This window comes from Rhizobium sp. WYJ-E13, assembly GCF_018987265.1.
Taxonomy (GTDB): Bacteria; Pseudomonadota; Alphaproteobacteria; order Rhizobiales; family Rhizobiaceae; genus Rhizobium.
The window spans coordinates 1,551,143-1,564,389 of the sequence record NZ_CP076854.1 but is presented as its reverse complement, the minus strand read 5'-3'; the positions used below and the strand labels follow the sequence as shown (position 1 = coordinate 1,564,389).

The 13,247-nt window shown below is 58.7% G+C and carries 10 protein-coding genes; 3 read left to right on the top strand and 7 right to left on the bottom strand.

What is annotated here, in order from left to right; translation table 11 throughout:
- Positions 1-209: 209 nt before the first annotated feature.
- On the top strand, positions 210-1,673 hold the full coding sequence (locus tag KQ933_RS28655; RefSeq protein ID WP_216759373.1) for a right-handed parallel beta-helix repeat-containing protein: 1,464 nt from the start codon (positions 210-212) through the stop codon (positions 1,671-1,673).
- Between the two features lie 251 nt (positions 1,674-1,924).
- On the opposite strand, the gene KQ933_RS28650 is transcribed toward KQ933_RS28655, so the two are convergent.
- The 6 genes from KQ933_RS28650 to KQ933_RS28625 form a co-directional block, all read right to left on the bottom strand.
- On the bottom strand, positions 1,925-2,206 hold the full coding sequence (locus tag KQ933_RS28650) for a hypothetical protein (protein WP_216759372.1): 282 nt from the start codon (positions 2,204-2,206) through the stop codon (positions 1,925-1,927).
- A gap of 63 nt (positions 2,207-2,269) precedes the next feature.
- Entirely contained in the window at positions 2,270-2,989 is a 720-nt protein-coding gene (locus KQ933_RS28645; protein WP_216759371.1) for a TfuA-like protein, read from the bottom strand.
- Complete coding sequence (locus KQ933_RS28640) at positions 2,986-4,143, bottom strand: YcaO-like family protein (RefSeq protein ID WP_216760851.1); 1,158 nt, start codon at positions 4,141-4,143, stop codon at positions 2,986-2,988. Before KQ933_RS28640 ends, KQ933_RS28645 begins: the two co-directional genes overlap by 4 nt.
- A gap of 48 nt (positions 4,144-4,191) precedes the next feature.
- The gene (locus tag KQ933_RS28635) at positions 4,192-4,410 is read right to left on the bottom strand and encodes a hypothetical protein (RefSeq protein WP_183734128.1); all 219 of its coding nucleotides are present in this window, start codon (positions 4,408-4,410) and stop codon (positions 4,192-4,194) included.
- Between the two features lie 12 nt (positions 4,411-4,422).
- Entirely contained in the window at positions 4,423-6,264 is a 1,842-nt protein-coding gene (locus KQ933_RS28630) for a peptide antibiotic resistance protein (RefSeq protein ID WP_216759370.1), read from the bottom strand.
- Positions 6,265-6,273: 9 nt separating this feature from the next.
- Entirely contained in the window at positions 6,274-6,708 is a 435-nt protein-coding gene (locus KQ933_RS28625) for a helix-turn-helix domain-containing protein (RefSeq protein WP_216759369.1), read from the bottom strand.
- A gap of 718 nt (positions 6,709-7,426) precedes the next feature.
- Here KQ933_RS28625 and KQ933_RS28620 point away from each other — a divergent pair.
- Together KQ933_RS28620 and KQ933_RS28615 are read left to right on the top strand one after the other, a co-directional pair.
- Entirely contained in the window at positions 7,427-8,020 is a 594-nt protein-coding gene (locus tag KQ933_RS28620; protein ID WP_216759368.1) for a transglutaminase-like cysteine peptidase, read from the top strand.
- A gap of 655 nt (positions 8,021-8,675) precedes the next feature.
- A complete protein-coding gene (locus tag KQ933_RS28615; RefSeq protein WP_216759367.1) occupies positions 8,676-9,959 on the top strand; it encodes a cystathionine gamma-synthase family protein in 1,284 nt (427 codons plus the stop codon).
- Positions 9,960-10,140: 181 nt separating this feature from the next.
- On the opposite strand, the gene KQ933_RS28610 is transcribed toward KQ933_RS28615, so the two are convergent.
- Positions 10,141-13,242: an efflux RND transporter permease subunit gene (locus KQ933_RS28610; RefSeq protein ID WP_216759366.1), complete on the bottom strand. Its 3,102-nt coding sequence runs from the start codon at positions 13,240-13,242 to the stop codon at positions 10,141-10,143.
- Between the last annotated feature and the right edge of the window lie 5 nt (positions 13,243-13,247).

The window sequence follows — 13,247 nt, the reverse complement described above, 5'->3', positions numbered from 1 at the left end:
AATAAAGGCAACCGTCATGCGAGACCAATAATTTCCATCCAGTGACGCTCGTCCTTAATTTGTGCAACTATAGAGAGAAAATTTCGCCTTTATTGATTGAAGTGCAATCAAAACACGAAAACGCCGCATTAGTGTGGCATTCTTCCCGTCGTAACTAATCCATTCAATCGCAGTCTGGCCCAAGGGGCTGCGCGAAAGGCGAAGGCACTATGGCAGTTTACTACGTGAATTCAGCAACAGGATCCAATAGCAACACTGGAACAGGCGAGAATTCGGCTTTTGCCACATTGTCCAAGGTAGAGTCCCTGAGACTGCAGCCCGGCGACAGCGTGCTTCTTGCTGCCGGAAGCGTCTTCAACGAACAATTCGATCTCAAATATTCCGGCAGCACTACCGCTCCGATCACGATCGGCAGCTACGGGGAAGGCGAAGCGCCTGTTATCCACAGCAGTGCCGGTAATGGCATTGCCAGCCAATATACGTCGAACATCGTTATCGAGAACATCAAGATCGCCGATACCGCAGGCGCGGCTATCTGGGCCAGCAATGTTTCGAACTGGACGGTCAACAATGTCGACGTCGAACATACTGGACTGTCCGGTTCCGGCTCGATCACCTTCAGGACCGGCCAGAATATCACGATCGAAAACAGCAGGATCAGCGACGTCAACAGTGACGGCATGTGGATCGAAAAGGTCACCGGCGTCAATCTCATCAACAATACCGTCACCAATAGCCACGGAAAGACGGCTGATGCCATTCAGCTGGACAACAGCAGCAATGTCCTCATCAGCGGCAACACCCTCGATCAAACAAATGCCGCCAGTCCAAAGGGCGTCCTTGTGCTCGGCACGGTTCAAAATGCCGTCGTCGAGAACAATACGCTGCTCGGTGGCGGCTTTGGGATCAGCGCGCAGGCCGGCACGAATATAGATATCCACGGCAATGATATCTCTGGTTATGGCGGCTATAGCTGGTCCTATGCTATCGGTCTCGGCGATCAGGGGGATGCGAGGGACTACACAATATCGGACAACCATATCCATGATGGTGGCTGGGGGGTTTCGATCAGCGCTGCCACCACACTGCCCTATATCCGCGAAGGGATCGATATTTACGGGAACACCTTCGATCATCTGTCGAACGCGGCGCTGAAGGTTGACAGGCCCGCATCAGGCTCTTTCCATGACAATCTTATCGCAAGCGATGTGACGCCGACCTACATTTCTCCGACGATCGTGGCCGCAGGCACATTTTCCGTCAGCGATAACCAGACGTTTGATGCGACCCAAACCCAGCTTGCATCTCTCGATAGTGCCCTTACCGCTGATGCAGCCCACGCTTCCACGGACCCCACGGCTGCCTCCTCCCATGAAAACGCGAAGATGTCGCCCGACAAGGCCGACGGAGATCACAAGGGTCTTGCCGCCGACAAGATGAGCCACGACGTCTTTGACTTCCAGCACTTTGCTAGCGACGATTCCGATGCACGTGGCCCGAACTCAACCCATGTCAATCATGGCGGCCCGCACATGGCCTTCAATCCCTCAGGTCTCGATGCTGGCGTCAACAACGTCGAGCATTCCCACCACCAGATCCCTGACGTGGCCTTGCAGCAGATCGACTTGCATACGCCCAACGCTCCCTTTGATGGGGACGGCCTGTTGCTCTGACAATAGCCGGAAATATAGGTATGGGAGGTTAATCCTATCGGATCGAGGCGATGAACAAGCCGGAGGTCATTACAGCGGGATAATCGTTTCCTGTCTTGAAAGGAACTACGGCGGGCATTGGAGTGCCCGCCTCGTTGGCGCCTGCTGAGCGCCTTCCGGAATTCTTCAGGTGCAGCCATTTGGCTGATCGCGTCTGCTTGCCGACATCTTGCTGCATCGAACAACGACTGAGACACCAGCCGCAGCACCGATCAGTGCAGCTCGATACTCACGTCCGCGAGCAGCGGTTCCAGACCGGGAAGATCTGCATCCGTCGCCCTGCGCAACTCCCGCGTAACCGCCGTCAATGCCAGGTCGAGAGACTGAGCGCCCAGTTCGATCTTCAAATCTTCCGCTAGCGCCCTTGCATAGGTGATCATTCGAGCCAAAGCTACCAGCTCGTCAAGATTATCCATATCTGCCGCCGCTGCGTGCTGAAGCTTTCCCGACCCTATGACCGTCATATCAATTCTCCAGATTGCGTTGATGACCATAGGGACAGTTCGGTACTAAAGTGCGTGAAAAACGCGTGAAACACTTTATGGGTGCAATGTGGTCTAAACCTTTGAGCGGGCTAGTTGTTCTGACCAAAGCGTCGTTTTCCTGAATTCCCAATGGCGATTTCTGGGCACGCGCTGATCATCTGCGCCGCCAACAGCGTCGAGAAGCGCCAGGGTATCGATCCGTTTCTGATCGACCGTGTGGGTCTTCAGCATGTCCAGCCAATACTGCTTTTGGGACGCCGGTATTGCCGCACATGCGCGAACGATGAGAGCCCAGCTTCTCTTCTTGAAGAAGAGGTTTGCAGCGGTTTGTTCGAGAGCCAGGCGAAAGGCTTTATCGAAGAGCTGCTGCCTTTCCATCTCGTCCAAAGTGCTTCTGACATTGACCATGGGTACGGTCAACGCTCTGCCACCCAGCTCCATCGGCTCGTGTAAAAGCGCGACATCGGCGTCGTCGACGGTGGTTCCACTGACATAGTCGTTGAAAATCCGTCCAACGCCGATCATTCCAAACGCTTGGCATTCGGCGGCACGCAAGGCGCCCATGCTGGCGGCGCCCAGCACCGTGACATCGAGCGAGAGCGCAAAGAGGATTTCCTTATGCCAAACCGGCGCGGTATTTTCAAAGCCACCGTCAACCAAGCCTATGACGTTGGCGCCATCTTCCACCGCTCTTAACACATCGCCCTGAATGGCGGGTGGCCGGAGAACGATGTCGCCGGAGGCGTGGCTTGCCGCATCCGGCAAGCTTGGACCGATGAAAACGACCTTCACCAGCGCATCGCCCTTGCAAGGGCACGTTGGCCGAAACGATGGAGCCTGTTGCCCTCGGGATTCTCGAGATCGGGAATGAAAATCTTCACCACCGAAAATGACCGGTCCTCAGGCATGAGAGGCAGGGCGATGACCGAACCGATGCCGCAAGCGCGAAGTCTGGCCAGCAGTTCATGCAAGAGGTTCGACACAGTTCCGACCGGTTTCGCGATGGTGGCGGCAGATACGGGCGCAGGGACGGCAAGAAAGGCGCTGCGGGTCTGTGCCGGAAGAGGCGTCGTGAACAGTTCGGGCCAGACATCGTCGCGGGCGCCGCTGATATAGGTCAGTCTCGACTGAAGCGCTTCCGTCACGGCGCGGATTGCCGCCCGCACGGCCCACGGATGAGCGCCGCTTCCTGCGGTGACCTCAACGAACCGGAGCGGCGCCTTGCTGTTGGCCGCTGATGGGGCAACGAGCGCGGTATAGCAGGGAATACCGATATCGCTCGTGATGTCGAAAAGTTTCACGACAAGCCCGGCCGCCTCGATCCTGTCAATCAGGCCCGAGAGTGCGGCGTCGGCAAAACTCTTGGGATCGACACAGCATGAGTCGCGCCTGTCTTCGCTGGCAATCTGCCAAAGCACATGGGCATCGCGCTCGATGCGCTCCAGAATGCCATGGAATATTGCTTCATCCATGGTGTTGCCCGAGGCAAGCCCGTCAGACGACATCCAGAACCGATTATGTCTTGTTCGGTCGAGGACGGCGGCATCCTGCGGAACATGGATCGGCTGGTCGTGCAGCAATTCCGTTGCCAGGCTCCAGGCCAATTCCTCGTCTTCGCCCACGACCCGCTCGCCGCTTGCGATCAGGCAATCGAGCGGTTCGACGCGATCGCCCCGGCGTTTGAGGTCTCGTGCCGACGACACCGTGGTGACGGTGATGGGGTCGCCCGCCACCGCACGTTCCAGGGCCTCCATTGCCGCCGAGACTTTGGCGTCGATATCCTCAAGTCCCTTGCCTTGGGCGATGACAATGGAGCGGGAGTTCGGTGTATAGGCGCACCAGACCGGAAGACCGACACAATCGAGATCAGTCTGTCGTGACAGGCGCGTGATGCCCATCGCCTCTAGATAAGGAGCGACACGGGACAACGTGTCCCGCGGCGCAATCGTTCGGTCAGAATAAGGATCGGAATGACCGGTCAGCGTCGCTCGCCTTCAGCCATCCACGTGGCCGGAGAAAACCGTCTGCGCTGACGAGACGGCGACCGCGAAATCGACATTCTTGATCAATGTGCCGCCGGCCTCTCGTTGCTTGACGGCTGCCGCCAGATCAGTGCCTGCTGGCACCTGCAATGGCGTCACAGTCCCCGCGTCAATGTCCACCAACCAAAGTCCCTTGTCGCCCGATACACCCAATACAACAACTTTTGCCATATCATTCTCCCGTTAGGTTTTTGAAAATCCGGCCTTGAAAAGACCGTCCCGGTAAAGCTCTTTTTGCCATTGCTCCTTGAAGGGCACCAAGGCGAGCCATTTCTCGACCTCGAAAGTAGGGTTGAGCATTTCGGCGCGTTGCCGGTAAAACTGTGCCCGTTTTCGATCGCCGATCATCGCGCAGCTGGCTGCTGCGATGCGGTAGGCCGGTGCCTTGTCTTTCATTTGATCGACATAGGCGAGCGCCTCCTCGTAACGTTCAAGGAAGTAGCTCGCCCCAGCCGCGCACCAGAGGTAGGCGTCGGGTGCGATCGGATTGAGTGAGATCGCTTTTTTGATTTTCTCCAGCGCATCTTGCGGCCGCGACGCATGGACCAGCGTATCCGCATGGCTGTAGATGACGTCGGCATAATGCGGGCTGAGGCTTTCGGCGAGCTCAAGTGCCGCAACACTGTCATCGACAGCACTCTGGTAGAGCTTCGTCACACCGAGTTCTCGATGCCCGGCTGCCGATTCTGAATCTCTTTCTATCGCCCGGAGCGCCTGATCTTCCGCAAGCTTCAGCAGGGCGGGATCGCCTTGCGTGGTCAACAGCCACTCGCTGGTGAATGTCCGCGACAGGCCTGTGAAAGCAGGGGCATAATCCGAAGAAAAATGCAGTGCGCGCTTGAAGGATTTCCGTGCACGCCGGATATCCGGCAGGCTAAGCTTGGTGAGCAAGCCGGCACCGACGAGATAGGAATGATAGGCTTGCGGGTCAGCCTCGTTGCGAAGGCGAGTGCTTTCGTTGCGCTTCAATTGTCCCGAAACCGCATCGGCAAGTTTCTGGGCGATCAAGCGCCTTTGCGTCGGCAGCGTCTCGACTGCCATTTCAAATCGGGCCGCCCACAAAATCTCGTCGGTCGGGAAATAAATGAGTTGCGCATAAAGCCCTTCTCCAGAAAGCCGTGTGTCCAGGAGGTAGGAAATCGAGTGCCGCTGAACGATCGTGGCCTTGTCGGAGTCGCGGCGGATCTGCTCGGCTGTATGGGGCGCGACGACGGATATGTTGCGTAGCGCGCAGAGCTCGATCGTGACATCCTCGATAAGGGCGTCGGCAATAGCCGCCTGCCGCGTCAAGGCCGCTGCGCCTGGAGGCAAGAGAACAAGCCGTGGCGCTGGTGTCGCGGTTACGATCTGCGGCAGGGTGGTGTCTTGTTGCTCCGCGATGGGGCTGCTTGCGACTCCTACGGATCTCGTCGCCCGCAGGTGGCGTTGCGAATGATCATCCGCCGTGCCGCGAAGGATGGAGCGGATCTGCTCGTCGTTGGGAAAGGTTTCAAGAAGTTGAAGTCCCGAGCGGCGCAGAAGGCGACGTTCCTCATCATCGCGAATGTGATCCGCAGCTCTGACGAAGATGTCCCTCAGGGTGAGCACTTGCAGCTGCCGTTCGCGCTCGATCCATCCGTCGATTGCCTTGGTTGATGCGCTGAGACCGGGAATGAAGCCGCGTTGCACAAGGTCGCTGACGACGGCCAGTTGCGCCACTGGCTGCTTTTTCGTTCGCAATATGTCGAGATCAACCGATATGGCGGCCTTGTTTAGGGTGACGAAAGGCGGCCCGAAACTCAGGATCTGTTCGTCGGATACGGTCGTTGTATCGCGAATGCGTGAAATCAGCTTCCGCAAATTGAGATCGGCAAGATGATCTCCGGTCTCGTTCCACAAGAACCGCGCAAGCTCTTGTCGGCTGCGCTGATGATCCGGCGAGCAACACAGATAGGCCAGCATCACCAGAGCCTTGACCGGATAGCGGATCGGCGCGCCCAGGCCATCTGTCAGTCGCAACTCGCCAAAGGTCTGGAGATGAATCACGAAAAGTCCTCAGGCGCCGGCCTCTGGATGGATGACGTCATCAATGTCGGAAGTCGTGTTCCTGGCAAGGCTCTTGGCCAGGGCGATGAGCTTCTGCCTGATCTCTGAGCTCTCTATCGCCATGAAGGCGCGATTGAGAGCCTGGGCATCCTTCGACATCAAAAAGGCATTCACATCATCACGGCCGTTGCTGACAAGGCTGTAAGCGGCAGGCTCGGTGTGATTTTCGAAGAAGAATTGAACGGGTACACCCAGTGTTTCGGCGATCGTCTGCAGCCGGCTCGCGCCAATGCGATTTATGCCTTTTTCATACTTCTGGATCTGCTGGAAGGTGACGCCGATCCGTTCGGCAAGACCGGCCTGCGATAGCCTGAGCAGCTTGCGGCGCGCTCGTACTCTGCTACCGACATAGACATCAATCGATGTGGGCGATTTGGCCTTCATGGCTGGTACCTCCGATCATGGAATGATCATTGCGGGGTTTGCGCGAAAATGCAACCGAAAGTAATATAATAGTTTTTATAACAGGCCGCGGCGCACGCGTGCGCAATTTGGGCACCAACCTGTGCCAGGCCCAAGAGCGTGCACGGATCAGCATGGCACGTATTGACCGGTTTGGGCTTGGCGAACCGATTACCCTCTCTTGCACCGCCAGGCGAGAAGCCCTTCCTCTCGGGTGACGATGGAAACATCCAGGCTCTTTTTGTAGACCTCGGACGGAGCGAACATGTCGATCGCCGGAAGGTCGTCGGCGACAAAGTGCTGGACGTCGTAGGACAGCCACCGGGATGGCAAACCGTTCACTGCCGGGCGTCGCATATTCGATCAAGCTCCTGAAGCAAGTCCATCCACGCGGATGCGGCACCTTCATCAACGCTTTTTCAAATCAGCACCTATCGCGACAATTGAAATTGCTGCTCGCCGTGCTAGTTTAAATTGTCAAGCCGTTGGCGTCGATGCGTCGGTCGCGATGCGCATGCCGCCAGCTCCGCTGTGACTGAAGACCCGGACACACCTGAATGATTGACCGTCTCCGGAAAGGTCCAAGAAAAAGAGATCGCGATCACGTGCCCACCGTTCGAATGACGCACGCCTAAAAATGCTTCATCGCCGCTGGGCTGAGCTCATCATCGTTCGGTAAACCGCCACACGGGGGTAGAAAATGTCTAAGCATGAACTGGTTGTTGTGGTTACGCTTGCATCTCTGTTTGTGGTTCAGGCTGCTCATGCAGACGGTCCGGGCGGCGTAGCCCGTGGCCTGAAGACGGCGCCGGTATTCAGCTATATTTCCGAAAAGCGCCGGACCGCAGCACCTTTTGCGCATGTAATGTTCTGCGCCCGAAATCCGGATGAGTGTACTGCTCGCGGCGACGCGTCCGAAATCTCCTTGAGTCCCCTTGCGGACAAGCAGCTTCACGCCGTCAACACCTCGGTCAACCGCTCGATCCGCCCAGTGGACGAACGGCCCGATCAGGGCGATGTCTGGCAGGTGAACGTAAAGTCAGGTGATTGCGAGGATTTTGCGCTGACGAAGCGCGACCACCTCATCGCTATGGGCTGGTCGACGAAGGCACTGCGGATCGCCGTGACCAAGACACCCACGGGCAAGGGCCACGCGGTTCTCGTCGTCAAGACCGATCGTGGCGATCTGGTCCTCGATAATCGCATGAATGAGATCAAGAGCTGGAAGGATACGGATCTTCGGTGGCTGATGATCCAGTCAGGCGATGATCCGCGGATATGGTACGAACTTTAGATCTACCTGTATGGTCTGATCTCCGACGCATGTGTGGTGTGCAGCTCTTTCGACGGGAGGGCCACGGCTTCGACGGAAGGGCCATGGCTGCTCGCCGCTCGGCCAGGAAGCCATCCGACAAATAGCCCGGCCCGCGTGAGCGCTGATCGCCGACCCGAAAGATCACATATCCGACTCCCGCGATTCCAGCCATCGGCGGTGTCACAAAGCTTCGTCAAAACAGTAGTCTCAGTCATCAATCAATCTCGGACATTGGTGAACCGTCAGCCGAGGAGATAGGCTGCCGTCCGCTCGCTTGGACCCTGATCTCAGGCCGCTGCACTCATCAGTGCTGTCGGCGCCCTGGCTGTGGCCAACCCGAGCGCCCACTTTCCAGCCAGCACGCCTGTCACCGGTCGCCTGATGAGATGGTTGCGGCGAGGGTGTGTCCGTCCTTGTGGTTTGAGCGATTTGGTACGGTTCTCGGCGTATCGTCGACTTACATCTCAATGCCCCGCTGAGATTGCAGTATCACAACTCCACCAGCCAGGCCGTTTGATTCACTAAATTTGCTGGTCATTTGCCCGTGGGTGTTTCTCTGTTGCTGCAGCGCTCCAGATATGAGCGAGGCGCAGGCATATTGATGCCAGGAAGCGCCAATTGAGGGAAACGTTCCATGACTGCACCGCATCCTCCAAGAACCCATATCGGCAATCATCCCCTGCATCCGGAAACCCAGATGCTGAACTACGGCTATGATCCGGAACTCTCCGAAGGTGCGGTCAAGCCGCCCGTCTTCCTGACGTCCACGTTCGTTTTCAACTCCGCCGAAGACGGTCGCGATTTCTTCGATTACGTCTCGGGTCGGAAGGAGCCGCCGGAAGGAAGAGGGGCAGGTCTCGTCTATTCGCGTTTCAATCATCCAAACAGCGAGATCATCGAAGATCGTCTGGCGGTCTACGAGCGAGCCGAAAGCGGCGCGGTGTTTTCATCGGGCATGTCCGCCATCGCGACGATCTTGCTTGCCTTTGTCCGTCCGGGAGATGCCATCCTCCATTCGCAGCCGCTCTATGGCGGGACGGAAACCTTGCTTGCGAAAACCTTCCTCAATTTCGGCGTTTCCGCAGTCGGTTTTGCCGATGGCGTGAGTGAAGCCTCGGTAAAGACAGCGGCCGAGGAGGCGATGGCCAAGGGCCGTGTCTCTGTCATCCTCATCGAGACGCCTGCAAACCCGACCAACAGCCTTGTCGACATCGCGATGATCCGGCGGATTGCCGATGCAATCGGTCAGAAGCAGGGCCATATGCCTGTCGTCGCCTGCGATAACACGCTGCTCGGTCCGGTCTTTCAGCGCCCGATCGAGCATGGCGCGGACATTTCTCTCTATTCCCTGACCAAATATGTCGGCGGCCATTCGGATCTGATCGCCGGGGCAGCGCTTGGCAGCCGGGCGCTGATCAAGCAGGTGAAGGCGCTTCGCGGCGCAATCGGCACGCAGCTCGATCCGCATTCATGCTGGATGCTCGGGCGTTCACTCGAAACGCTGCAGATCCGCATGGAGCGCGCCGACAGCAATGCCAAGGCGGTAGCCGACTTCCTCAGGCAGCATCCCAAGGTCGAAACGATCCACTACCTGCCATATAGCGATCCCGATTCCGCCGTCGGCAGGACATTTGCGGCCCAGTGCAGCGGCGCCGGTTCGACATTCTCCTTCGATATCAAGGGTGGCCAGCCGGCCGCGTTCCGGTTTCTGAACGCGCTGAAGATCTTCAAGCTTGCCGTCAGCCTCGGCGGAACGGAATCCTTGGCATCGCATCCGGCAACCATGACGCATTCGGGCGTGCCGGCCGAGGTGCGCCAGCGCATCGGCGTCCTCGATGCAACGATCAGGCTGTCGATCGGTATCGAACATCCAGACGACCTCATTGCCGATCTCACCCTGGCGCTCGATGCAGCATAAGCCGCGTCGTCAACCCGCAACCATATTGGGCCGCTCAGCGCCGGCCCGATACCGCTCGGCTGACGTGTTCGGGATTTGAGATGCAGACAGTGCCGCCACAGCCATCCGCTTGCGGTCATTTGCTACTGTCCATCCATCGCGAGGCCCCTGTGAATCCTGACGGTCGGATCGTCTCGCAGCACTAACCGCCCAAATTGTCGGGCCTTTCGACGAAGGCGTCGCCTGGGCCATCAGCGGCAGCTCTGCTGCCCGACATCTTCTGCGCCAGGCGTTTGATCGCATCGCCGAGGTCGGCGATCAGGACGTGGCTTGCAGGAACGACGACGAGCGAAAGGACCGTTGAAACCGTCAATCCGCCAATGACCGCGACCGCCATAGGCGCCCTGAACTCGCCGCCGATCTCGTGGCCGAATGCCGCCGGCACCATGCCGGCCACCATTGCCAGCGTCGTCATGACGATCGGGCGCAGTCGTTCGGCACAGGCCTCGATTGTCGCTTCGATACGTGACAGGCCCGACCGCTCGAGCTCGATTGCAAAATCGACAAGCATGATCGAATTTTTCACGACGATGCCCATCAGCATGAGGATCCCGATGACGACCGGCAGCGACACGGGATGGCCGGTGACGATGAGGGAGGCAACGACACCTGAAAGCGCAAGCGGAAGAGGGGTGACGATCGTCAGCGGCGTAAGCGGGCTGCCGAACAGCAAGATGAGCACGACCACCACAAGGCTCAAGCCCGCGATCATGGCGAAGGCAAAACTCGCAAAAACGCTGTCCTTGGAATCGGAATCGCCGGTAGCCCGCATTTCGACTTCCGCTGGCAGCGCCTTGACGGACGGCAAGTTCTTGAGCGCTGCAATGCCTTCGCCTTGCGTGATCCCTGCTGCAAGGTCCGCGCCGATTTCGACCCGACGCTGACGCTCCATGCGATGGATGACGGACACGCTTTCGCTTTCCTCCAGGCGTGCGACTGCCTCGAGCGGCACGAGGGTTCCCGATGACGTCACCACCCGCAACTGTCGCAGCTTCTCCGACCGGTCTATCCCGGCATCCTCGACGAGCGTGCGGATCGGGATCAACCTGCCGCTGTCCTTGAACGATGGCAGCCTGGAATCGGCATCGCCCAACGTCGCAACCCTGATTGCTGTCGCGACCTCTCTTGCACTGACGCCAAGATCGGCAGCTCGCTCCGGCGACACGACCACCCCGAGTTCCGGCTGGCGTGTCGCTTCCGACGAAGCCGGATTGACGAACATCGCGTTGGAGCGCATTTCGGTCAGGATTGCCCGGGCGGCCCTCGACGCCTGCTCACCATTGGCACTCAGGATTGCGAACGAGATATCCCGGCCGCCGCGGTCGTTGATGAATTCGAAGCGAAGGTCGGGAATGGCCTTCAATTGAGCCTCGACGCTTTCCTGGATTTGCTCAAGTGAAAGCTTGCGCTGGCTGCGATCTGCGATGGACATCACGATGACCGACTTGCGGATGTCAGGCACGCCGTCGGACCCTGATCCGGCGCGCACGAACACCGTCTCGATATCCTCGATCGTCTTGAGGCGACGGGCAACCAGATCGCTCACCTCTTCATTGTCGGTAAGGGTCGAGCCTGGCGGCAGCTCGATCGAAACCGTCATCCGACCGGTATCCTGCGCCGGCAGAAACGCGCTCGGCAGGAAACCGGCAAGCAGGAGCGTCATGGCAAAGAGGCCAGCCGCCAGCCCGGCTGTGATCCATCGCCATCTGATGGCCACGCCGACGAGCGCGCGATAGCGCGCGACTAGGCGCCCTTCCGCAGGCGCCTTGCTTGGCGACGTCAGGAAGTAGGCTGCAATCAGCGGGGTTACCAGGCGTGCGACGAGGAGCGAGAAGAAGACGGCGATCGCGACCGTCAGACCGAACTGCCGGAAATATTGACCTACTTCGCCGGGCATCATCCCGACAGGGGCGAAGACGGCAATGATGGCGGCCGAGATCGCAATGACGGCGAGGCCGATCTCGTCGGAGGCGTCGATCGCAGCCTTGTAGGCGCTTTTGCCGAGGCTTTTGTGACGGACGATGTTTTCGATCTCGACGATGGAGTCGTCGACGAGAATCCCTGTCACCAGGGTGATCGCAAGCAGGCTCAGCATATTGAGCGAGAAGCCGGCCAGTTCCATGACCCAGAAGGTCGGGATTGCCGAAAGCGGCAGGCTGATGGCGGCAATGACGGTGGCGCGCCAGTCGCGCAGGAACAGGAAGACGACGACCACGGCAAGAATGGCCCCCTCGATCAGCGTGCTGCGGGCAGACAGAAAATTGGCGAGCGTCAGCGTGACGCTGTCGTCGACGATCTTGAACTCCGTTCCGGGCCTTGAGTCGGCCATCTCCTCAAGGGCTGCGGCAACTTTTTTGGCGACGTCGACGTCTCCTGCGCCCGTCGCCTTGTAGACCGTAAAGCCGATCGCCGGCTCGCCGTCGACGCGCGCGAAATCCTGCCGCTTCTCTCTCGTGTCGGCAACCGCAGCGACATCGGAGACAGAGACGCTCTTTCCCTGCGGCAAGGCAAGACGAATGGCCCTGAGCTCGTCGAGGGAAGAAACGGCCGCCTTGGTTGCCACCGTCATGTCCTGCGTATCGACGCTGCCGCGCCCGGACGGCAGATTGAACTGGCTTGCGGCGATCTGATCGCTGACCGAGGCAGCCGTCAGGCCGAGAGGGGCGAGCCTATCCGCCTTCAGGAGAACATGGATTTCCCGATTGACGGTGCCGACGAGTTCGACGCGGCCAATTCCGGCCAGTCCCTGGAGTTTTCTCACGACGACGTCGCTGATGAAAAAGGACAGATCTTCCGCCGACATCGAGCCGTTATGGGCCGAGTAGGTGACGACCGGCTGGTTTTCGGGATCGATCCTGTCGATGACAGGTTCATCGATGGCCGCCGGCAGCCGATCACGGATCTTCGTGACCGCGTCCCTGACGTCGGAGACGGCCCGGTCGACCGGCACGCCGATTTCAAACTCGACCTTGGTCTCCGATCGACCTTCCGAAATTGTGGACTCGATATGTTTGATATCGGGAAGGGCCGCGACGCTGTCCTCGATAAGCCTGGTGATCTGGATTTCGATCTGATCGGGTGCTGCCGCGGTCTCTTCGACGGTCACACCCACTGCCGGGACATTGATGGCCGGAAAATAGGTGATCGGCAGCGTTGCGTAGCTCTTCAGCCCGAGGCCCGTGAGGATGACGAACAGGAGGATGACGGGCAGCGGCGTGCGGATCGCCCATGCGGAGATGTTCATCGGAT

Excerpts from the sequence above, each read along its gene's own strand:
- KQ933_RS28610 (WP_216759366.1), bottom strand. The coding sequence starts at position 13,242 with ATGAACATCTCCGCATGGGCGATCCGCACGCCGCTGCCCGTCATCCTC.
- KQ933_RS28650 (WP_216759372.1), bottom strand. The coding sequence starts at position 2,206 with ATGGTCATCAACGCAATCTGGAGAATTGATATGACGGTCATAGGGTCG.
- KQ933_RS28615 (WP_216759367.1), top strand. The coding sequence starts at position 8,676 with ATGACTGCACCGCATCCTCCAAGAACCCATATCGGCAATCATCCCCTG.
- KQ933_RS28635 (WP_183734128.1), bottom strand. The coding sequence starts at position 4,410 with ATGGCAAAAGTTGTTGTATTGGGTGTATCGGGCGACAAGGGACTTTGG.
- KQ933_RS28655 (WP_216759373.1), top strand. The coding sequence starts at position 210 with ATGGCAGTTTACTACGTGAATTCAGCAACAGGATCCAATAGCAACACT.
- KQ933_RS28625 (WP_216759369.1), bottom strand. The coding sequence starts at position 6,708 with ATGAAGGCCAAATCGCCCACATCGATTGATGTCTATGTCGGTAGCAGA.
- KQ933_RS28620 (WP_216759368.1), top strand. The coding sequence starts at position 7,427 with ATGTCTAAGCATGAACTGGTTGTTGTGGTTACGCTTGCATCTCTGTTT.